Source organism: Mesorhizobium sp. EU05-FHT14A09 (genome assembly GCF_058790995.1).
Genome location: NZ_JBYTDF010000001.1, coordinates 783,027 through 802,175 on the forward strand (window position 1 = coordinate 783,027; position 19,149 = coordinate 802,175).

General features: G+C 60.0%; 21 protein-coding genes. 16 read left to right on the plus strand and 5 right to left on the minus strand.

Annotated elements, in window-relative coordinates; translation table 11 throughout:
- The first annotated feature begins 140 nt into the window (after positions 1–140).
- Positions 141–1,184 (plus strand): tyrosine-type recombinase/integrase, encoded by a 1,044-nt coding sequence (locus AC3WTO_RS03490; protein WP_492459288.1) that lies wholly within the window; start codon positions 141–143, stop codon positions 1,182–1,184.
- A 37-nt stretch (positions 1,185–1,221) separates the two neighbouring features.
- Here the strand turns inward: AC3WTO_RS03490 and AC3WTO_RS03495 are convergent, their stop codons facing one another.
- Positions 1,222–2,106 carry an alpha/beta fold hydrolase gene (locus AC3WTO_RS03495; protein WP_492459290.1) on the minus strand — a complete coding sequence of 295 codons (885 nt, stop codon included), beginning with the start codon at positions 2,104–2,106 and terminating at the stop codon, positions 1,222–1,224.
- 119 nt (positions 2,107–2,225) lie between these two features.
- Positions 2,226–4,283 carry a lytic transglycosylase domain-containing protein gene (locus AC3WTO_RS03500; RefSeq protein WP_492459291.1) on the minus strand — a complete coding sequence of 686 codons (2,058 nt, stop codon included), beginning with the start codon at positions 4,281–4,283 and terminating at the stop codon, positions 2,226–2,228.
- A 269-nt stretch (positions 4,284–4,552) separates the two neighbouring features.
- Here AC3WTO_RS03500 and dapA point away from each other — a divergent pair, with 269 nt between their 5' ends.
- The 3 genes from dapA to AC3WTO_RS03515 all read left to right on the plus strand — a co-directional run bounded on the left by dapA (position 4,553) and on the right by AC3WTO_RS03515 (position 6,877).
- Positions 4,553–5,434, plus strand: a complete 882-nt coding sequence (gene dapA / locus AC3WTO_RS03505; RefSeq protein WP_492459292.1) for a 4-hydroxy-tetrahydrodipicolinate synthase — start codon at positions 4,553–4,555, stop codon at positions 5,432–5,434.
- Positions 5,435–5,641: 207 nt separating this feature from the next.
- The gene (gene smpB, locus AC3WTO_RS03510) at positions 5,642–6,121 is read left to right on the plus strand and encodes an SsrA-binding protein SmpB (RefSeq protein WP_492459293.1); all 480 of its coding nucleotides are present in this window, start codon (positions 5,642–5,644) and stop codon (positions 6,119–6,121) included.
- A gap of 54 nt (positions 6,122–6,175) precedes the next feature.
- Positions 6,176–6,877 carry a glycoside hydrolase family 25 protein gene (locus AC3WTO_RS03515; RefSeq protein WP_492459294.1) on the plus strand — a complete coding sequence of 234 codons (702 nt, stop codon included), beginning with the start codon at positions 6,176–6,178 and terminating at the stop codon, positions 6,875–6,877.
- A gap of 4 nt (positions 6,878–6,881) precedes the next feature.
- On the opposite strand, the gene AC3WTO_RS03520 is transcribed toward AC3WTO_RS03515, so the two are convergent.
- Both AC3WTO_RS03520 and AC3WTO_RS03525 read right to left on the minus strand, forming a co-directional pair.
- Positions 6,882–7,544: a uracil-DNA glycosylase gene (locus AC3WTO_RS03520; protein ID WP_492459295.1), complete on the minus strand. Its 663-nt coding sequence runs from the start codon at positions 7,542–7,544 to the stop codon at positions 6,882–6,884.
- 47 nt (positions 7,545–7,591) lie between these two features.
- Positions 7,592–8,182, minus strand: a complete 591-nt coding sequence (locus tag AC3WTO_RS03525) for a LabA-like NYN domain-containing protein (RefSeq protein WP_492459296.1) — start codon at positions 8,180–8,182, stop codon at positions 7,592–7,594.
- A 258-nt stretch (positions 8,183–8,440) separates the two neighbouring features.
- Here AC3WTO_RS03525 and rpoZ point away from each other — a divergent pair, with 258 nt between their 5' ends.
- The 9 genes from rpoZ (at position 8,441) to AC3WTO_RS03570 (ending at position 16,257) form a co-directional block, all read left to right on the plus strand.
- Entirely contained in the window at positions 8,441–8,842 is a 402-nt protein-coding gene (gene rpoZ, locus AC3WTO_RS03530; protein WP_492459297.1) for a DNA-directed RNA polymerase subunit omega, read from the plus strand.
- Between the two features lie 109 nt (positions 8,843–8,951).
- Positions 8,952–11,183: a RelA/SpoT family protein gene (locus tag AC3WTO_RS03535; RefSeq protein ID WP_492459298.1), complete on the plus strand. Its 2,232-nt coding sequence runs from the start codon at positions 8,952–8,954 to the stop codon at positions 11,181–11,183.
- A gap of 15 nt (positions 11,184–11,198) precedes the next feature.
- Positions 11,199–11,777, plus strand: coding sequence for an orotate phosphoribosyltransferase (gene pyrE / locus AC3WTO_RS03540; RefSeq protein ID WP_492459299.1), 579 nt, complete (start codon positions 11,199–11,201; stop codon positions 11,775–11,777).
- A gap of 23 nt (positions 11,778–11,800) precedes the next feature.
- Positions 11,801–12,391 (plus strand): DUF2062 domain-containing protein, encoded by a 591-nt coding sequence (locus tag AC3WTO_RS03545; protein WP_492459300.1) that lies wholly within the window; start codon positions 11,801–11,803, stop codon positions 12,389–12,391.
- Positions 12,388–12,801 carry a holo-ACP synthase gene (acpS, locus tag AC3WTO_RS03550; RefSeq protein ID WP_492459301.1) on the plus strand — a complete coding sequence of 138 codons (414 nt, stop codon included), beginning with the start codon at positions 12,388–12,390 and terminating at the stop codon, positions 12,799–12,801. Before AC3WTO_RS03545 ends, acpS begins: the two co-directional genes overlap by 4 nt.
- Before the next feature lie 197 nt (positions 12,802–12,998).
- Positions 12,999–13,748, plus strand: a complete 750-nt coding sequence (gene lepB / locus AC3WTO_RS03555) for a signal peptidase I (protein WP_492459302.1) — start codon at positions 12,999–13,001, stop codon at positions 13,746–13,748.
- 3 nt (positions 13,749–13,751) lie between these two features.
- Positions 13,752–14,480, plus strand: a complete 729-nt coding sequence (gene rnc / locus AC3WTO_RS03560) for a ribonuclease III (protein ID WP_492459303.1) — start codon at positions 13,752–13,754, stop codon at positions 14,478–14,480.
- Complete coding sequence (gene era / locus AC3WTO_RS03565; RefSeq protein ID WP_492459304.1) at positions 14,477–15,391, plus strand: GTPase Era; 915 nt, start codon at positions 14,477–14,479, stop codon at positions 15,389–15,391. Before rnc ends, era begins: the two co-directional genes overlap by 4 nt.
- 83 nt (positions 15,392–15,474) lie before the next feature.
- The gene (locus AC3WTO_RS03570; RefSeq protein ID WP_492459305.1) at positions 15,475–16,257 is read left to right on the plus strand and encodes an antitoxin Xre/MbcA/ParS-like domain-containing protein; all 783 of its coding nucleotides are present in this window, start codon (positions 15,475–15,477) and stop codon (positions 16,255–16,257) included.
- Between the two features lie 180 nt (positions 16,258–16,437).
- Here the strand turns inward: AC3WTO_RS03570 and AC3WTO_RS03575 are convergent, their stop codons facing one another.
- Positions 16,438–16,605: a hypothetical protein gene (locus AC3WTO_RS03575; RefSeq protein WP_492459306.1), complete on the minus strand. Its 168-nt coding sequence runs from the start codon at positions 16,603–16,605 to the stop codon at positions 16,438–16,440.
- On the opposite strand from AC3WTO_RS03575, the gene AC3WTO_RS03580 reads away from it, so the two are divergent.
- The 3 genes from AC3WTO_RS03580 to AC3WTO_RS03590 all read left to right on the plus strand — a co-directional run bounded on the left by AC3WTO_RS03580 (position 16,598) and on the right by AC3WTO_RS03590 (position 19,146).
- Entirely contained in the window at positions 16,598–17,743 is a 1,146-nt protein-coding gene (locus AC3WTO_RS03580; protein ID WP_492459307.1) for a porin, read from the plus strand. The two genes, AC3WTO_RS03575 and AC3WTO_RS03580, sit on opposite strands and share 8 nt — an antisense overlap.
- 126 nt (positions 17,744–17,869) lie before the next feature.
- Positions 17,870–18,631 carry a DNA repair protein RecO gene (recO, locus tag AC3WTO_RS03585; RefSeq protein ID WP_492459308.1) on the plus strand — a complete coding sequence of 254 codons (762 nt, stop codon included), beginning with the start codon at positions 17,870–17,872 and terminating at the stop codon, positions 18,629–18,631.
- Positions 18,628–19,146, plus strand: a complete 519-nt coding sequence (locus tag AC3WTO_RS03590; RefSeq protein ID WP_492459309.1) for a PaaI family thioesterase — start codon at positions 18,628–18,630, stop codon at positions 19,144–19,146. The genes recO and AC3WTO_RS03590 overlap by 4 nt, the downstream gene beginning before the upstream one ends.
- Positions 19,147–19,149 lie beyond the last annotated feature (3 nt).

Below are 19,149 nucleotides of genomic sequence, written 5' to 3' on the forward strand. Positions count from 1 at the left end.
CGGTAACTGGAAGCAGGTTTGTGGACGTTTTCGAAGGGATTCCGGTCATGCCGGAATGAGATTGTTGCAAACTGCTCTCTTGAAAGGATGTCTCCTTGTGGTTAAGCCTTAGCGCATCCACAGGGGGGTGTGGCAAAAAGATGTCTCAAGACGCGCTGCAGGAGGGCATGCTCTCCGATCGATTCGCTGCATTTACGTCTCAAAATGTCCGGATAAAATACAGTACCGGCAATATACGAGAGGTAAAGTCCTATCGTATCAGTGAACTGTTCTCAGCCTATCGCGATATATTGTGGGATGACGGACGGCATAAATACAATGTCAGTTCGTTCATCGGCGAGATAGACGAGATTCTGCTTGGCGAACGCTTCAGCGCTTTCGACGAGAGCACCCTGGACAACCTGATCGGTACCCTGCGCCAACGCGGCAACAGCAACGCAACCATCAATCGCAAGATGGCTGCACTGAGCAAATTGCTGCGCAAGGCTCATAAGATGGGGGATATCCACAGCTTGCCCGAATTCCGCCGCCAGAAGGAGCGGGCAGGGCGCATTCGTTTCCTCGAGAAAGACGAGGAGGCACGGCTGTTTGCTGCCATTCGCAGCCGCAGCGAGGATGCCTACCGGCTTTCCGTTTTTCTGGTCGACACCGGCTGCCGCCTCGGCGAAGCGCTTGGCTTGATCTGGAACGACCTGCAGCCGACACGCGTGAGTTTCTGGATCACCAAATCCGGCCGCAGCCGCACCATCCCGCTGACGTTGCGTGCGCGGGAAGTCGTCGCGTTTTCAGGCGAGGGGCGCCGGCCGAAAGGTCCGTTCGCCATGCTCAACCAGCCGCAGTTCCGCCAGATCTGGAATGAAGCGAAAATGGAAGTCGGCCTTGGTGCTGACGAACAGGTGGTGCCGCACATCCTGCGTCATACCTGTGCTTCCAGACTGGTCCAGGGCGGCATAGACATCCGGCGCGTGCAGATGTGGCTCGGCCACCAAACCTTGCAGATGACGATGCGCTACGCCCATCTTGCAACCAACGATCTCGACAGCTGCGTCGTGGTGCTGGAAACCAGGCCTGCCGGTTTTGCCGACGGTGCTGGTCTGTCGCCCTTGGACAGCGCTGCAGCCAAGCCGCGCAAGCCTCGGGCGAAAAAGACCTCAGTAAAGACCGAGGACAAGAAGCGCGCCTGACCACGCACGACCTGTTCCGATCTTGGGTAGGGCGCGCTTATAGTCGCGATCGCTCAGCGGTTTCGATAAAGCCAGCGATGATCTCGGGCAGGTTGCCGGTTTCCAGGAATGGCGCGTGACCCTGGTCTGCTACGGTCATAGCCTGCAGCTTGGCGTGGCGGCGCGCCATTTCCTGCAAAGTCTCCTCTGACAACAACCTTGAGTTGGCACCTCGAATTGCCAGCGTCGGCACATTGGCGAGTGCTTCGAACTGTGGCCAAAGGGTGGGGAGGGGTTTCGACAGGTCCAGCCCCGCCAGCGTCTCGACGAGGCTCGGGTCGAAGTCCGGGGCGAGTCTGCCATCTTTTTCCCGGTAGATCGCGCCGACCATGCGTTCCCAGTCAGCAAGCGTCAGGGCCGGGAAGTCCGGGCCATGAGCCGCTTTCTGCGCTTCGACCGATTCAGCAAGGTTCTTCGGTGTTTGCGCCTTTTCGAGATAGGACTTGATGTGTGCCAATCCCGCGATTTCGAGCGCAGGACCGACATCGTTGAGCACGATCGCTTTCAGGATCGCAGGCCTCAGCACACCCAGAACGTGAATGATCAGGCCGCCGCGGGAGGTTCCGATGAACACCGCTTCCTTGATGCCCAACTGATCGAGACCGGCCAGAACGTCGTTGGCTTCAACGCCCACCGTGTAGTTGGCGATGTTGGTATCGTAGGCCGATTCCCCGCGTCCGCGATAATCGAAGCATGCAACTTTTCGTTGTATATGCGCGCTTGTCGATAGATGGATTGCGAGTTCGTGGAAGTCGCGCGCATTTCGCGTCAAACCCGGCAGGCAGATGACCGGCAATCCATCGTTCTCTTCGCCATAGAGTCTGGCATGCAGCTTCAAACCATCAGCGGAAGAGTAGAAAAAATCCGAAAAGCCTGCTGCCACGCTGAGCACCTCTGCCGTGATCGTCTTTCAACAGGGCTACAGTCGGGAGAGGACTGCGTCAAATCGGCTTCGTCACAGATAGCAAACCGATAGTCGCAAACCAGGACAGGCCTTGCTGTTCACTTCCGTCCGTTGACGAGATCGCCGACGATGTCGAATTCACCCGAGATCCGCATCTTGTAGACCTCGTAATTTTCCATCACGCGCTGGATGTAGCTTCTCGTCTCGGCGTAGGGGATCCGTTCGATCCAGTCGACAACCGTATCGATGTCCTTGCCGCGCGGGTCGCCGTAGCGTTTGATCCATTGGTCAGCCCGACGCGGCCCGGCATTGTAGCCAGCAAAAGTCAGTACATAGGAGCCATTGTAGCGGTCCAACTGCTGGCCGAGAAAAGCTGCGCCCAGCGTGGCGTTGTAGCCCGGGTCGGTGGTGAGTTTGGTTTGCGAGAACGCCATGCCGGCTTTTTTCGCCAGCTGTTCGGCAGTGCCCGGCATCAATTGCAACAATCCAAGCGCGCCAACCCGGGACACCGCACTGATGTTGAATTCGCTTTCCTGGCGGGCAATGGCGTAAGCCAGTGCTTTGCCGGATCCTGAGATGTTCGCGGTTTCGGGAATCACCCCAATGGGATGCGACAACGCCCCGACATTGACACCATTGGCCGCCGCGATCTTGCCAATCCTCAGCGCGAGGAAATGGTTGCCTTGTTTCTCGGCCATTCCGGCAAGCAGAGCCACTTCGCCGGGACTGGTCAACTGGCCGGCCAGGTCGACATAGAGCGTGTTTGCGTAGCGCTCATATCCGGCCTCCTGCAGCCGGCCAATCGCGGACACCGCTTCCCGTTTTGAGAAACTCTGTTGGTCGACGTCACTGGGTTGCGGAGCGGCGATGTTCAGCGTGCGGTTGCCGACTCGCTCGCCCGCCAGCTGGCCGTAGAAAGTCGTGCCGAATGCCGAAGCTTTCGTGAAATACTCCTTCGAATCACCTGGTCCGCCGGCTTCAGCTGCGCGGCCCAGCCAGTAGTAGGCGCGCGACAGGGAAAGGCTGCCCTGAGCGAGATTGGCGATACGGGAGAAATGTTCAGCGGCCTTGGCGGGATCTTTCAAGCCGCGCAAGGCATACCAGCCGGCATGGAATTCGGCGTCGACGGCATTGGTCGGACTTTCCGCCATATGCGCCGCAACGATTCGATAGGCCGTCTTCATGTCGCCCTTGTCGACCAGTTCGCGCGAAAGCACGCGCCGTTCGACCCACCAGGCGTCGGGATCGACGAGCGCGGCACGATCGGTGGGAACCTTCAGGATCAACGCAGCCGCGTCGCCGAATTTCTTGCGTTTGCGCAGATATTCGGCCTCAGCGAACAGATAGCCGGCGGAGCGTTGCTCGGTCGGAACGGCTGCCAGCAGCTTCGGCGTGTTCTTGTCGCCTTGCGAGGCGGCTGCCCAGGCGTCGGCCAGTTCCTTCGCTCCGGCCAGCATGGCGACGCGCTCTGCCGAGCCAACCCGGTCGGCATAGAACATGCGCTCCATGCGATAGCGATGATCCGCCGTCGGAATGATCGGGCCGAACTCGTTGATGATTGCTGTCTCGTCCCTGGCTTCCAGCTTTTCGGTGCGCCAGAACGGTGAAAGCACGGATTGCGCGGCTTTTGTGTCACCCTTGGTGACATAGGCGCGCGCGAGAGCAATGATGCCTTCCGGCGTCTGTGGTTGACTGCCGTCAAAAGCTTTGATGACAACGTCGGAGGTCGGGTTTTCCCGAGCGAGTGCGCGTTCGCTGTTCCGACGCAATGTCGCCACGCCAGGCCAGCCGGGCAGCAGTTCGGAAGCGGCGGCGATTTCACCGGACGGCACGCGGTCGCCGCCATAAAGCGCGATGGCCCAGGCCAGGATGTGATGGTCGAGCGAGGAAACGGGCAGGCTGTCGCGGGCCGCGCGTGCGCCATCGAAATCCTTGGTGGCAAGCGCGTCGAGACCGAGCTTCAGCTGCCCAATCTTAGGCTGCCCAATCTTAGGCTGCATTGAGTTGAAAGCCGGCAGGTCTTGCTTGCTTGGTGCAGGAAACATCGGCAACGCACCCGACAGCCGTTTGTCGATGCCGCTCCCGATCGCGATTGCCGGCACCAGCACCACAACCGCTCCGAGGATAGCAAAACGATAGAGCCGTCTGGCGGTCATGATTCCAGTCTGTTCAAGGTGTCGACGCGCTACAGATAGGCTGGGATTGTGAGGACCCCCAGCAGTCGCCTGCGCAAAGCCGATAAAAGAAAGGTTACCGGTTCCGTTTCCTGTGCCGTCTTCAGCGCCGGCTCTACTTGCTCCAGAACAGTGTCGAGACTATGGTGCCCGGCCTTTCGATGGGCTAGAGCCGTTCAGGATCGGCTCGGTTCGATCGATACCCTGAAAAAGAAGCTTGGAAACCGCTGGGTTCCGTGGAGTTTGAAGACATGCTGAGAGGCTCGCTGACTGCGCTCGTGACACCGTTCGAAAAGAACGGGCGCTTCGACGAGAAAGCCTTTCGCGCGCTCGTTGCCTGGCAGATTGAAGAAGGCACCCGGGGACTGGTGCCGGTGGGCACCACCGGTGAGTCGCCGACGCTGTCGCATGAAGAGCATCGCCATGTGGTGAAGACCTGTATCGAGGTCGCCAAGGGCCGCGTGCCTGTGGTGGCCGGCGCCGGGTCCAACAACACCGAAGAAGCGGTAGGGCTGGTGCAGTTCGCCGAACAGGCCGGTGCCGACGCGGCTCTGGTCGTGACGCCCTACTACAACAGGCCGACCCAGCGCGGCCTTTACCAGCACTTCGCAGCGGTCGCGAAGGCGACCAAGCTGCCGATCATCATCTACAACATCCCGCCGCGCTCGGTCATCGACATGATGCCGGAGACGATGGGCCAGTTGGCCAATGATTTCAAGAACATCGTCGGTGTGAAGGATGCCACCGGCAAGATCGAGCGTGTGTCCGAACAGCGCGCCAGCTGCGGCAAGGATTTCATCCAGTTGTCCGGCGAGGATGCAACGGCGCTCGGCTTCAATGCGCATGGCGGGGTCGGCTGCATCTCGGTTACGTCCAATGTTGCGCCGCGCCTGTGTTCCGAGTTCCAGGAAGCCACGCTTGCCAATGACAAGGAACGCGCTTTGGAACTGCAGGATCGGTTGCTGCCCCTGCACAAAGCGATCTTCATCGAGCCGGGCGTTTCGGGTGCAAAATACGCGCTTTCCCGGCTTGGTCGCGTCGAGAACGCAGTGCGCTCACCGCTTATGACGGTCGAGGAAAGCACCGCTGCCAAGATCGACGCGGCGATGAAATTCGCGGGTCTGTTGAACTAGCCGTTATCGCACCGGAGCGTTTCACGGAAACGTGGAAACGCTCTAACTCTTTGTTTTTTAGCAATTCCGGACGAAAGCCGCTGCACACCTTTCCCGGAATTGCTCTTGCGGAATTCGGCTCGCATTGCCATTTGATGGCTTCTTTTCCGATGCGCCTGGGCGGCAATGCTACCCACGACGCCTCGGCAGTTGATTGAATTGAATGCCATGAACCAGGTGAAGAAAGCCGACCCCAACAACAAGACCGCCGCGGAAAACCGCAAGGCGCGGTTTTCCTATGAGGTGCTCGACACGGTCGAGGCCGGCCTGGTGCTGACCGGCACCGAGGTGAAGTCCCTGCGTCAGGGCCAGGCGAACATCCAGGAATCGTATGCTTCGGTGGAAGATGGCGGCATCTGGCTGATCAATTCCTATCTGCCGGAATATCTGCAGGGCAATCGTTTCAACCACGAGCCACGGCGGCGGCGCAAATTGCTGCTCAACAAGCGCGAAATCGCCAAATTGGGACAGGGTGTCTCGCGCGACGGCATGACATTGGTGCCCTTGAAAATCTACTTCAACGACAAGGGCAGGGCGAAGCTTCTGCTCGGCCTGGCACGCGGCAAGAAGCTGCATGATAAGCGCGAGACGGAAAAGCAGCGCGACTGGGCTCGCGAAAAGGGCAGGTTGCTGAAGGAAAGGGGATGAGCCGACAGCGCCAGTCCCAACCACGAGGGGCCGCCACCGTGCGGCGAAGCTGACATGGCAGGTCGCCTGCTGCGCTGGGTTGCTGCTGGCTTGATCATCTCAGGCGCCTCTGCTGCCGCAGGCTATTGGTATTTCACAGCTTTCTCTCCTGACCGGCAGAAATACCCCGTGCGCGGAATCGATGTTTCCCACCATCAGGGAAAGATCGATTGGCGTCGTGTCGCTGCAGACGATGTGGCCTTTGCCGTCATAAAGGCGACGGAAGGCGGCGATCATGTCGATGATACCTTTGCGACCAATCTGAATGAGGCCCGTGCCGCCGGCCTTGTCGTTGGCGCCTATCACTTTTTCACCTTCTGTCGCCCCGGAGCGGATCAGGCCCAGAATTTCCTGACCGTTGTCCCACGCGGCCAGCCGATGCTGCCGCCCGTGGTCGACATCGAGTTTGGTGGAAATTGCCCACGCCGCCTGACCCCGGACGAACTGCGCTCGGAGCTCGATGCATTTTTGCAACCGGTCGAGGCTCAATTCGGCAAACCGGCGATCATCTACCTGATCGGCGAGGCGGTGGACCTCTACGACGCGGTCATGCCGGCGCGCGAACGCTGGGTGCGGTCACTGGTGCTTCACCCGGGTCATGAGACGTGGGTTTATTGGCAGTACCACAATCGCGGCAGCGTAGACGGCATCGAAGGTCCGGTTGATCTCAATGTGTTGCAAGGGCCGCACGCCCGTTTGATCGAACTGGCGCGATAGCAGCTTACTTGTCGAGGAATTCGGCGATATTTCCGAATACCTTAACGAACATCTCCGTCGTGAGCACGCCGGTGTTCGTGTTGTAGCGTGAGCAATGGTAGCTGGAGAACAGCTGGAACTTGCCCGCGTCGTAGCTGGTGCCGTGCTTGAACGGAAAGGCCGCAACACGCAGTCCGAGCGCCCGAACGGTTGATTGATGTGCGATCGCTCCAAGCGTCAAAATGGCACGCAGATTGGGGAAGCGCTCTATCGTCGGGACCAGAAAAGTCCTGCAGGTGGAAATTTCCGGACCTGTCGGCTTGTTTTCCGGTGGCACGCACCGCACCGCGTTGACGATGGCCGTGTCCACCAGTTCCAGGCTGTCGTCGGGCCGTGCTTCGAAGTGACCGCGAGCGAAACCATGGGCAATCAGCGTTGAGTAGAGCAAGTCGCCGGCATAGTCGCCCGTAAACGGCCGCCCTGTGCGGTTGGCCCCCCGCAAGCCGGGCGCCAGGCCAACGATCAGCAGGCGCACATCGTCTTCGCGACCCGACATATTGCCTTTGGGCAGGAACGCCGGGACAGGACCGTTGAACCAGCCTGGCTCGCGTTCACGCCAACCGGCGATGAAATCGTGCAGGCGCGGGCAAAGCGGACAGTCGTGACTTGGTTCGGCTGAGGCGAGCATGCTCGGGTGCTACCACCAGCCGGCCCCCGTCATCAATACCAACCCGATCAATACTGGTCGTCTTCCTCGTCCTGGGCCGCCGCCGGTTCGGGGCGCCGGACAGGGCGTTCGGCGGGGTCGCGACCGACTTCGTTCTTGAGCGTCATCAGGTCGATGAAATGATCGGCCTGGCGGCGCAGGTCATCGGAGATCATCGGCGGTTGTGAGGCCATGGTCGAAACGATCGAGACCTTGCGGCCGCGCCTCTGCAAGGCTTCCACAAGGGTGCGGAAATCGCCATCGCCGGAAAAGAGGACATAGTGGTCGACGACATCGGCAAGTTCCAGCGCGTCTACCGTCAATTCTATGTCCATGTTGCCCTTGATCTTGCGGCGACCAGCCGCGTCGGTGAATTCCTTGGCTGGCTTGGTCACGACCTTGAAGCCATTATAATCGAGCCAGTCGATTAGAGGTCGGATCGACGAGTATTCCTGGTCCTCCACCAAGGCCGTGTAGTAGTAAGCGCGCAGGAGGTAGCCGCGCTTCTGGAAGCTGGCCAGAAGTTTGCGGTAGTCGATGTCGAAGCCGAGGGAACGGGAAGTGGCGTAAAGATTGGCGCCGTCGATGAAAAGAGCGATCTTTTCGCGTGGGTCGAACATGGCAATATCCTTCTTGAAAATAGGCAATGCGATAAGTACGTCTGGCAAGGTTTTTTAAGAAAACCGCCAAGCCCTTATTCTTTCGGAAATAACGCCGGGATGATGGCATTCCAAGGGTAGGCCGGGATTGAGCAAGAAATTGTGATCGACAAAGGCCCGTGCGGGTGCTTGAGATGCGCCGTGCTTGTATTCCGGGCTGGTTCGGGCTATGGAGCCCGCCAGATTTCCAATAGATCAAGAGCATGAAAGGGGCATCGAATGGCCCGCGTAACCGTTGAAGATTGCATCGACAAGGTCGACAACCGCTTCGAGCTGGTGCTGTTGGCTGGTCATCGCGCCCGCCAGATCAGCCAGGGTGCGATGATCACCGTGCCGCGTGATAACGACAAGAACCCTGTCGTGGCGCTGCGCGAGATCGCCGATGAGACGCTCTCGCCAGGCGATCTCAAGGAAGATCTGATCCATTCGCTGCAAAAGCATGTCGAGGTCGATGAGCCGGAAGCGCCGGAAGCCGAGGCGATCACCGACCAGACCGGAGCGGCTGTTGCGGCCGATGCCGATGAGCCGGAAGAGGCCATCACCTTCGACCGTATGTCGGAAGAGGATTTGCTGGCTGGTATCGAAGGGCTGGTGGCTCCGGAAAAGAACGACGATTATTGATAGCCGGTGGGGCTTAAGCCCTTTCGCGCCTTAGTTTTCGTGGCTATTTGTGACATGCGTCGCCTGCTTGGCGGCGCATGATTCATTTCAGCGTTGCGAGAATCCGCCCATGATGCGTCAGTATGAGCTTGTCGAGCGCGTCCAGCGCTACAAGCCGGACGTCAACGAGGCGCTGCTCAACAAGGCCTATGTCTATGCCATGCAGAAGCATGGCCACCAGAAGCGCGCTTCCGGCGATCCTTACTTCTCGCATCCGCTCGAAGTCGCCGCCATCCTCACCGACATGCATCTCGACGAGGCGACCATAGCCGTTGCCCTGCTGCACGACACAATCGAGGACACCACGGCCACGCGCGCCGAGATCGACGAGTTGTTCGGACCCGATATGGGCAAGCTGGTCGAGGGGCTGACCAAGCTCAAGAAGCTCGATCTCGTCTCCAAGAAGGCCGAGCAGGCGGAAAACCTGCGCAAGCTCCTGCTGGCGATTTCCGAGGATGTACGCGTTCTCCTCGTCAAGCTCGCCGATCGTCTGCACAACATGCGCACGCTCGACCATATGCGTGAGGACAAGCGCCTGCGCATTGCCGAGGAGACAATGGAGATCTATGCGCCGCTGGCCGGGCGCATGGGCATGCAAGGCATGCGCGAGGAACTTGAGGAGATCGCGTTCCGCTATATCAATCCGGAGGCTTACCGCACGGTGACCGCAAGGCTCGCCGAAATCTCGGAACGCAACAAGGGAGTGCTGACCGAGATCGAGAATGCGCTTTCGGCATTGTTCGAGAAGCATGCCATGAAGGCCAGTGTCAAAAGCCGCCAGAAGAAGCCATGGTCGGTGTTCCGCAAGATGGAAGCCAAGGCGCTGTCCTTCGAACAATTGTCGGACATCTTCGGCTTTCGTGTCGTCATGGACACGGTCGAAGACTGCTACCGCGCGCTTGGCCTCATCCATACCACCTGGTCTATGGTTCCCGGCCGCTTCAAGGATTACATTTCGACGCCGAAGCAGAACGATTACCGGTCGATTCACACCACGATCGTCGGCCCCTCGCGGCAGCGTGTCGAGCTGCAGATCCGCACACGCGAAATGAACAAGATCGCTGAATATGGCGTCGCCGCCCATTCGATCTACAAGGACGCCGCCGGCAAGACCAATGGCGGCACTCACATCATTTCCAAGGAAACCAACGCCTATGCCTGGTTGCGTCGCACCATCGAGCAACTGGCCGAAGGCGACAATCCGGAAGATTTCCTGGAGAACACCAAACTGGAATTGTTCCAGGACCAGGTGTTCTGTTTTACCCCAAAGGGTATGCTGATCGCGCTGCCGCGTGGCGCCACGCCGATCGATTTCGCCTATGCCGTTCACACCGATGTCGGCGACACCTGCGTCGGCGCCAAGGTCAACGGGCGTGTCATGCCGCTGATGACCGAACTGAAGAACGGCGACGAGGTCGAGATCATCCGCTCCAAGGCACAGGTGCCGCCGGCAGCCTGGGAATCGATCGTGGTCACCGGCAAGGCGCGCGCCGCCATTCGCCGCGCCACCAAGAATGCCATCCGCAAGCAATATTCGGGGCTTGGCCTGCGCATCCTCGAACGCGCCTTCGAACGTGGCGGCAAAACCTTCTCGAAGGAAAACCTCAAGTCGGTGCTACACCGGCTGGCGCGCAAGGATATCGAGGACGTCCTGGCTGCCGTCGGGCGTGGCGAGCTCGCGTCGGCGGATGTCTTGAAGGCCGTGTTTCCCGACTACAAGGACGAGCGTGTCACTGTCGCGCCGCCGAAGCAGCGTGAGGAAGGCTGGTCGCGAATCCGCAACGCTGCCGGCATGCTGTTTCAAATGCCGGGGCGAGCCGCGCGCCGCGACAAGACACAGCCGCGGGACGATGCGGCGGTGCCGATCCGTGGCGTGCGCGGCGACCTGCCTGTGCGCTTCGCCCCGGAAGGCGCGGTCCCTGGAGATCGCATCGTCGGTATCATGCAACCTGGCTCCGGCATCACCATCTACCCGATCCAGTCGCCGTCGCTGACCGCTTTCGACGATCAGCCGGAGCGTTGGATCGACGTTCGTTGGGACATCGACGAAAACAACCGCGAGCGCTTCCCGGCGCGCATTTCTGTCACGGCCATCAATGCGCCGGGTTCTCTTGCCGATATTGCGCAGGTAGTGGCCTCCAATGATGCCAACATCCATACACTCTCGATGGTGCGCACGGCGCCCGACTTCACGGAAATGCTGGTCGACCTGGAAGTCTGGGACCTGAAGCACTTGAACCGGCTGCTGTCGCAGCTCAAGGAAAACTCGAGCGTCAGCGATGCGCGGCGTGTCAACGGATGATGGGAACGGCAAGGCATGAACACGGCTGAAGTGCTTGATATCTTCCGCTCGGCGGGCGCAGTGCTTGAAGGGCATTTCATTCTCACCTCCGGCTTGCGCAGTCCGACTTTCCTGCAGAAGGCGCGGGTTTTCATGCATGCCGACAAGACCGAGCGCCTGTGCAAGGCACTGGCCGAAAAAATCCGCGCCGAGGTGAAAGGCCCGATCGATTACGTCGTGGGCCCTGCCGTAGGTGGTCTGATCCCGGCCTATGAGACGTCGCGCCATCTTGGCGTGCCGGCGATCTGGGTCGAGCGCGAGCAAGGCGTGTTCAGGCTGCGCCGTTTCGAGATCGAGAAGGGCGCGCGTGTCGTCATCGTCGAGGACATTGTCACCACCGGTCTTTCGATCCGCGAGACCATCGAATGCCTGCGTGATCTCGGTGCCGAAGTGCTGGCGGCTGCCTGCATCATCGACCGTTCCGCGGGCAAGAGCGATGTCGGCGTGCCGCTGATTGCGCTCGCGCAGTATGAGGTTCCGGCGTATCCTGCCGACCAGTTGCCGCCCGAACTTGCCGCTATTCCGCCGGTGAAGCCCGGCAGCCGTACACTCTGAGCGGCCCGGGTGGCCTGATCGTTATGCTGTTCAAGCGCAGAAAAGAAGAAAGTTTTGGCGAGCGCCTGCGGGGTTGGCTTTGGCCACGCCGCTCGCTGTCGCGTTCGCTGCGCTACTATGCCAAGCGGATCGCGCGGCTGAAAGCGACCCCGCACGCTGTCGCCGCGGGGGTGGCGGCAGGTGTGTTTGCGTCTTTCTTCCCGCTTGGCCTGCATTTCGTTGTTGCCGCAGCCGTATGCTGGCTGGTTGCAGGCAACCTGGTGGCTGCAGCTATCGGCACCGCGCTCGGAAATCCTCTGACCATGCCATTTCTTTGGGGCGCGTCCTGGGAGACCGGCAAACTGATTCTGCATGAGCACCTGCCGCGCAAAGGCGCTCCGGAGCATCTCGGTGCGATGATGGAGCATTTGAGCCTGTCGCAGCTTTGGGAACCGGTGCTGAAGCCGATGACGATCGGCGCTGTCCCGCTCGGTCTTTTGGCCGGCATTGTCGCTTACGGGCTGACGCGCTGGGGGATGACGGTGTTTAATGAGCGCCGGCGTCGGCGACTTGCCGAACGTGCTGCGCATCACCGGGTCTCCAGCCCAGATGCATTGGGTTCGGCGACACAATGATCATCGGCATCGGTTCGGACCTGATTGACATCCGTCGCATCGAGAAGTCGCTGGAGCGGCATGGCGAACGGTTCATTGCGCGCGTCTACACCGACGTCGAGCAGGCGCGCTCCGAGGGACGCAGGAGCCGGGCTGCCTCCTATGCCAAGCGTTTTGCCGCAAAGGAGGCCTGCGCCAAGGCATTGGGAACGGGTATTGCACAAGGCGTCTACTGGCGTGACATGGGCGTCGCCAACCTGCCAAGTGGCAAGCCTACGATGGTTTTGACCGGCGGTGCGGCAGCACAGCTTGAGAAGCTTCTGCCGGCAGGGCACCAGGCGATGATCCATCTCACGATCACTGACGATTTTCCACTCGCTCAAGCCTTTGTGATTATCGAGGCAATGCCGGTCGCAGAAGCGCCACAGTGATGGAGGCTGGAGGGGTTTGGCGTTGTCTGGCAAGACAACGGCGTTGCCCGGCGGACAGTGACCCCGTATATGAACCCGCGAGACAGCACATTGGCTTGAAAATCAGAATCGATTTTTGGCAAGCATGATGTGTAGATAAAGTTTTAGAGCGTCCCTTGCGCGTCCGAATAAACGCGCGGTGCTCTTGTGAGGATGAGATGAGCGTGGCTGACAAATCCGAGAAGAAAAGCGGCGGACTTGGCGAGACCGTAAGCGTTATCGTGCAGGCGCTGCTTCTGGCGCTCGTTATCCGCACATTGTTCTTCCAGCCTTTTTCGATTCCTTCCGGTTCGATGCGGCCGACTTTGCTGGAAGGCGACTATCTCTTTGTCACCAAGTGGGCCTACGGTTACTCGCGCTATTCGCTGCCATTTGGGCCCGATCTGTTTTCGGGCCGCATCTGGGGTTCGGAACCCAACCGCGGCGATGTGGTCGTCTTCAAGTTCCCGCCGGATCCCTCCGTCGATTACATCAAGCGTGTCGTCGGCCTTCCCGGTGACAAGATCCAGATGAAAGGTGGTCAGCTCTTCATCAACGGCGTCGGCGTGCCGCGCGTCAAGGTTGGTCAGATCGACAATCCCGACATCACCGAGCAGAACAGGCCTGTCGATGTTTATCGCGAGACGTTGCCGAATGGCGTGAGCTACGACACGCTCGACCTGACCCCAAATGGCATTGGCGATGACACTCGCGAATTCGTGGTGCCTGAAGGCCACTATTTCATGATGGGCGATAACCGCGACAACTCCAGCGACAGCCGCTTCAGCGTCGGTTACGTGCCCGCGGACAATCTTGTCGGTCGCGCCAACATCATCTTCTTCTCGATCTCCGGTGGCGCCAGCCCGCTCGAAATCTGGAAATGGCCGTCCGAGATGCGTCCGTCGCGCCTCTTCACCTTTGTTCACTGACCGATGACGGCGCCAAAACGCTTAACGCCCGAGGCACTGGCCGCCGTCCTCGAAAGCCGAACCGGTCATAGCTTTCGCGACCCAAAGCGTCTGCAGCGTGCGCTGACACATGCCAGCGCGCGCGGCAGCCATGCCGGTGTCGATTATGAACGTTTTGAATTTCTGGGTGACCGCGTCCTCGGTCTCGCTGTCGCGGACATGCTGCTCGCCGATTTTCCAGATGCGCCGGAGGGAGAGCTTTCGGTGCGGCTGAATGCTCTGGTCAATGCCGAGACGCTGGCGCAGATTGCCGACGAGATCGGCCTGGCCGACCTGATCCGCGCGGGCAGCGAGGTGAGGAATCTGGCCGAGCGCAAGCGGGTCAATCTGCGCGCCGACGCGCTGGAGTCGCTGATTGCCGTCATCTATCTCGACGATGGCCTGGATGCCGCCCGGCGTTTCATCCACACCTACTGGAGGCCGCGCGCCAAAGCCGTTGGCGCGGCCAGGCGTGACCCCAAGACCGAACTGCAGGAGTGGGCGCATCAGGTGGCCGCGGCCACTCCGGAATATCGCATCGACAGCAGGGAAGGGCCCGATCACGACCCGCTGTTCACCGTGACCGTGAGCATCACCTCCAAGGAGCCGGCGACAGGCACCGGCCGCTCCAAGCGCGAAGCGGAACAGGCTGCCGCCACGTCGCTTCTGGTCCGCGAGGGCATATGGGCCGTCGAAGGAGACAATGCACAATGACGGCTGACACGAACGCAGAGACGACGCATTCCGGGTTTGTCGCGCTGATCGGCGCGCCCAACGCAGGCAAGTCGACACTCATCAACCAGCTCGTCGGCACCAAAGTGTCGATCGTCACCCACAAGGTGCAGACAACCCGTGCTCTCGTGCGCGGGATTGCCACCCATGGAGCCGCACAGATCGTGCTGGTCGATACACCGGGCATCTTCAAGCCGAAGCGGCGGCTCGACACGGCGATGGTCACGACCGCCTGGGGCGGTGCCAAGGATGCCGATATGGTTCTGGTGCTGATCGATGCCGAACGCGGTATCAGAGGCGATGCCGACGCGATCCTCGACAGGCTGGCCGATGTGCGCCAGCCGAAGATACTGGTTCTGAACAAGGTCGATCGCGTGAAACCCGAAACGCTGCTGACGCTGACGAAAGCTGCCAACGAACGCGTTGCGTTCGAGCGCACCTTCATGGTTTCTGCGTTGACCGGTTCCGGTTGCAAGGATCTGCTCGACTATCTCAGCGAAGCTCTGCCGGTCGGTCCCTGGTTCTATCCGGAAGATCAGATCTCCGACCTGCCGATGCGCCAGCTCGCCGCCGAGATCACGCGCGAGAAACTGTACCTGCGCCTGCATCAGGAGCTGCCTTACTCCTCCCATGTCGAAACCGAGAAATGGGAGGAAAAGAAGGACGGTTCGGTGCGAATCGAACAGGTGATCTATGTCGAGCGCGACAGCCAGAAAAGGATCGTGCTGGGCCACAAGGGCGAGACCATCCGCGCGATCGGCGAAGCCGCGCGCAAGGAGATCGGCGAAATCCTGGAGCAGAAGGCCCATCTCTTCCTGTTTGTGAAAGTGCGCGAGAACTGGGGGGACGACCCCGAGCGTTACCGCCAGATGGGACTGGATTTCCCGCATTGAACCGGGCTGTCCACCTGCCGCATAACTGTCATCGGTTCGTCATGTAACTGTCATGTGTCGCACCTATAGCCATCGGTGCCCCGATGGCGTTCGTTCTGCGCCGGGGCTACGGCGGAATGATGCGCATGAATGGACATACCCCTACCACGGGCGGCTTGTCTCGGCTTGACCTCGAGCGCGCTACGGTAGCTGAGCTTGAGCGTGTCTTGCGGAGCGGCGTTGATCCCTCCAGTGAGGATGCTATTGGAGCTGCCGCATTTGTCGGTGGCAGCATCGCCACCGCTATCGTCAATCTCTCTCCGCGCCAGCACCGGGCACTTGACCGATGGCTCAAGGACCAATCCAAGCTTGCCGCCAAGATTGTCAAAATCTTGCTGGTTGATGCCGCTCAGGCATCGGAAGGGACGCTGCAGACACAAGGTGGCGCTTCCTTGCTGGGAAGCCCGCTGTCTGAACCAGCTTCAGAGCTTATTACGCCGCAACGCAACGGTCTGACGTCCGTTCTGGTTGAAGAATGGGCAGGCCCGGTGGCGGGTTCGACATATCTCGAAGAAACGCTTCGCATTCCACGCTCGACCTTGCACCGTTGGCAGCGGCGGGAAGAGGTGATTGCCCTGCGCACCGGGGGCAGAAAACACGTCTTTCCGCTCGCGCAATTCGTTGACGGTCGGCCTGTGCCAGGGATTCGTGAAGTGCTCGGACGTATCGGCCATCCCAGAACCGCATGGTCGTGGCTGATCCGGCCGGCATCGGAGTTTGGCGGTGAAGCTCCGCTTACCCTGCTGATCAGAGATCAGGCGCACGATGTCATCCGCGCCGCCGAGGCCCTCGCGGCAGGTCCTGGCCAGCCCAACGAAGCCGCCTGATGGCCCTTTTCGTTTCGGGTTCCGTTTTTCGATTTTTGATTGGTCGGCGAAAAGTTATTCGACGAATGATCGGTCTTTTGTGACAGATTTCTGTCGATGTGCCGTATGTGCCAAAAATCTTTATTTATCAATAAGTTAGTTGTAAATATACAACAAGCTGACGGCGATTGCCCCAGCGGTTCATTGTGCGATGCAATATTCGTTGAAAGTGAGGCTTTGATGGGTAATGTCCTGATCAGAAAGGGGCGCTCGGGCGTCGCCTTTCGAGTGGCGGTTGGTGGTTACGGCCTTCAGCCAGAAATCTGAAAACACATTTTGAAAATTGACTGGAGAGGTCAAAATGAACATCAAGAGCCTCCTTCTCGGCTCGGCTGCGGCACTGCTCGCAGTTTCCGGTGCGCGCGCCGCCGACGCTGTTGTGGTCGCCGAGCCGGAACCCGCTGAATACGTCAAGATCTGCGACGTCTACGGCGCCGGCTATTTCTACATCCCGGGCACCGAGACCTGCCTGCGCGTTGGCGGTTACATCCGTTATGACGCCGGCTTCGGCGATATCGGCACGTTCGATGGCTCGACCGCTACCGACCGTCTGGATGGCGACCGCAACCACACCTACGCCAAGAACGCTCGTTTCGCGCTCAGGACCTGGACCGGCCAGGAAACCGAACTCGGCACTTTGAAGACCTTCACCGAGACCCGTTTCCAGTTCGGCAACACCCCGACTGCCAGCGAAGCGATCAACAAGAACGTGTCGCTGAACTTCGCCTGGATCCAGCTCGGTGGCCTGCGCGTCGGTAAGGACGAAACGGCATTCGATTCGTTCATCGGCTACGCCGGCAACGTCATCCAGGACACGCTGATTCCTTACGGTGGCAAGGACACCAACCTGATCAGCTACACCTTCGACGCCGGCAACGGCTTCTCGGGTATCGTGTCGCTGGAACAGGGTTCGGGCAGCTACTCGCGTACCAAGCGCGTCGGTGACACCTGGACTGCCGACAACAACACCATCGACAGCTACGTTCCGCATGTGGTCGGTGGTCTGAAGTACAAGGGCGACTGGGGTTCGGTCACCGGTGTTGCCGCGTACAACAGCGCTTACGAAGAATGGGCTGGCAAGATTCGCTTGGACGTCAACGCCACCAGCGACCTCACTCTCTTCGTCATGGCTGGCTACGGCTCGGACGACAACATCGACCGCAATCAGTACAAGCCTTGGGGCGGCAACTGGGCCGTCTGGGGTGGTGGTACCTACAAGTTCGACTCCAAGACCAAGTTCAACGCCCAAGTTTCGTATGACGACAACCATAGCCTCGCTATCGCGGCCAACGTTGCCTACGAAATCGTTCCTGGCTTCGTGATCACGCCTGAAGTCGACTTCGTCAATGAAGGCCGTTACGGCAAGGCCGGTTACCTCGGCAGCTGGACCAAGGCCGACAAGAAGAACAGCTTCGGCGGCATCATCCGCTTCCAGCGCAACTTCTAATCGACCTCCAGTCGATCTCTTGCGGCCCGCAGCATTCGCTGCGGGCCGTTTGTTTTTGGCGGGAGGTTTTGTCGGCCTTTCCGCCCGCTTCTTGATTTCGTCGCCGAAGCCGTCAAATCTCCCGCCATGGAATGGCGCGACGAGGGAATCATACTCGGCACCCGCAAGCATGGCGAAACCAGCGCCATTCTCGAGGTGATGACGCGTGCGCACGGCCGGCATCTTGGTCTGGTGCGCGGCGGTCGTGCGCGCAAGATGCAGCCGGTGCTGCAGGCTGGAAACCGCGTCGACCTCATCTGGCACGCCCGGCTCGACGAGCACCTCGGAACCTTTCAGGCCGAAGCCATCGAAATGAACGCGGCACGGCTGATGGACAGCGCGGTCGCCGTATATGGCTTGCAGCTGCTGGCCGCGAATCTCCGGCTCCTGCCGGAGCGCGACCCGCACGATGCGCTTTATGAAACGCTTGCCCTCATCATCGCGCATCTGGAGGATGCCGAGGTCGCCGGCGGCCTGGTCGCGCGATTTGAGCTGATGATCCTCGACGAGCTCGGTTTCGGCCTCGACCTTTCGCAATGTGCTGCGACCGGGACCAGGGAGGACCTCGCCTATGTCTCTCCGAAATCGGGCAGGGCGGTGTCGCGCGAAGCCGGCGCACCCTGGCATGACAAGATGTTGGCGCTGCCCATGTTCCTGCAGCGCGGTGCCGGGCTGGACGCGGATCTGCACGCTGTGGAACAGGCTTTCCGACTGACTTCGTTCTTTTTCACCCGTCACGTCTACGAGCCGCGCGGCGTCGAGCCACCGGACGCTCGATCCGGCTTCATTGCCGCTTTGCGCAAGCACCATGCTCATCATGGTGCTGCGAAAGGAGATAATGCCGCATGAGTGCCGTTGAACTTTATCCGGGCCGGATATCGCCTATGGGCGTCGGTACCATTCCACATGCCGACATGCTGACCTATTCAGGTTTGGAACTGCTGCAGCGTGTCATTGATGGCGGTTACCCGGCACCACCCATGGCCTATCAATTGAGTTTCGCTCTCACCGAGGCGGAAGAGGGGCGAGTCGTCTTCCGCGGCATGCCCAACGAGAAGCATCTCAATCCCATGGGTGGGGTGCATGGCGGTTGGGCCGCGACACTGCTCGATTCAGCACTCGGCTGCGTGGTGCAGACTTTGCTGGCCAAGGGGGAGGCTTATGCGACGGCCGAATTCAAGGTGAACCTGATGCGTCCCATCACGCCAAAGACCGGTGAGGTGGTGTGCGAGGGCAAGATCATGCACAAGGGCCGTACGCTTGCCGTATCGGAAGCGACTTTGAAGGATAGCGAAGGCAGGCTGCTGGCTTTCGGCACCGAAACCTGTTCGATCTTTTCGGTGGCCAATTTGGCGACTCGGTAGACG

Excerpts from the sequence above, each read along its gene's own strand:
- AC3WTO_RS03490 (WP_492459288.1), top strand. The coding sequence starts at position 141 with ATGTCTCAAGACGCGCTGCAGGAGGGCATGCTCTCCGATCGATTCGCT.
- AC3WTO_RS03500 (WP_492459291.1), bottom strand. The coding sequence starts at position 4,283 with ATGACCGCCAGACGGCTCTATCGTTTTGCTATCCTCGGAGCGGTTGTG.
- dapA (WP_492459292.1), top strand. The coding sequence starts at position 4,553 with ATGCTGAGAGGCTCGCTGACTGCGCTCGTGACACCGTTCGAAAAGAAC.
- smpB (WP_492459293.1), top strand. The coding sequence starts at position 5,642 with ATGAACCAGGTGAAGAAAGCCGACCCCAACAACAAGACCGCCGCGGAA.
- AC3WTO_RS03515 (WP_492459294.1), top strand. The coding sequence starts at position 6,176 with ATGGCAGGTCGCCTGCTGCGCTGGGTTGCTGCTGGCTTGATCATCTCA.
- AC3WTO_RS03520 (WP_492459295.1), bottom strand. The coding sequence starts at position 7,544 with ATGCTCGCCTCAGCCGAACCAAGTCACGACTGTCCGCTTTGCCCGCGC.
- AC3WTO_RS03525 (WP_492459296.1), bottom strand. The coding sequence starts at position 8,182 with ATGTTCGACCCACGCGAAAAGATCGCTCTTTTCATCGACGGCGCCAAT.
- rpoZ (WP_492459297.1), top strand. The coding sequence starts at position 8,441 with ATGGCCCGCGTAACCGTTGAAGATTGCATCGACAAGGTCGACAACCGC.
- AC3WTO_RS03535 (WP_492459298.1), top strand. The coding sequence starts at position 8,952 with ATGATGCGTCAGTATGAGCTTGTCGAGCGCGTCCAGCGCTACAAGCCG.
- pyrE (WP_492459299.1), top strand. The coding sequence starts at position 11,199 with ATGAACACGGCTGAAGTGCTTGATATCTTCCGCTCGGCGGGCGCAGTG.
- AC3WTO_RS03545 (WP_492459300.1), top strand. The coding sequence starts at position 11,801 with ATGCTGTTCAAGCGCAGAAAAGAAGAAAGTTTTGGCGAGCGCCTGCGG.
- acpS (WP_492459301.1), top strand. The coding sequence starts at position 12,388 with ATGATCATCGGCATCGGTTCGGACCTGATTGACATCCGTCGCATCGAG.
- lepB (WP_492459302.1), top strand. The coding sequence starts at position 12,999 with ATGAGCGTGGCTGACAAATCCGAGAAGAAAAGCGGCGGACTTGGCGAG.
- rnc (WP_492459303.1), top strand. The coding sequence starts at position 13,752 with ATGACGGCGCCAAAACGCTTAACGCCCGAGGCACTGGCCGCCGTCCTC.
- era (WP_492459304.1), top strand. The coding sequence starts at position 14,477 with ATGACGGCTGACACGAACGCAGAGACGACGCATTCCGGGTTTGTCGCG.
- AC3WTO_RS03570 (WP_492459305.1), top strand. The coding sequence starts at position 15,475 with ATGGCGTTCGTTCTGCGCCGGGGCTACGGCGGAATGATGCGCATGAAT.
- AC3WTO_RS03580 (WP_492459307.1), top strand. The coding sequence starts at position 16,598 with ATGAACATCAAGAGCCTCCTTCTCGGCTCGGCTGCGGCACTGCTCGCA.
- AC3WTO_RS03575 (WP_492459306.1), bottom strand. The coding sequence starts at position 16,605 with ATGTTCATTTTGACCTCTCCAGTCAATTTTCAAAATGTGTTTTCAGAT.
- recO (WP_492459308.1), top strand. The coding sequence starts at position 17,870 with ATGGAATGGCGCGACGAGGGAATCATACTCGGCACCCGCAAGCATGGC.
- AC3WTO_RS03590 (WP_492459309.1), top strand. The coding sequence starts at position 18,628 with ATGAGTGCCGTTGAACTTTATCCGGGCCGGATATCGCCTATGGGCGTC.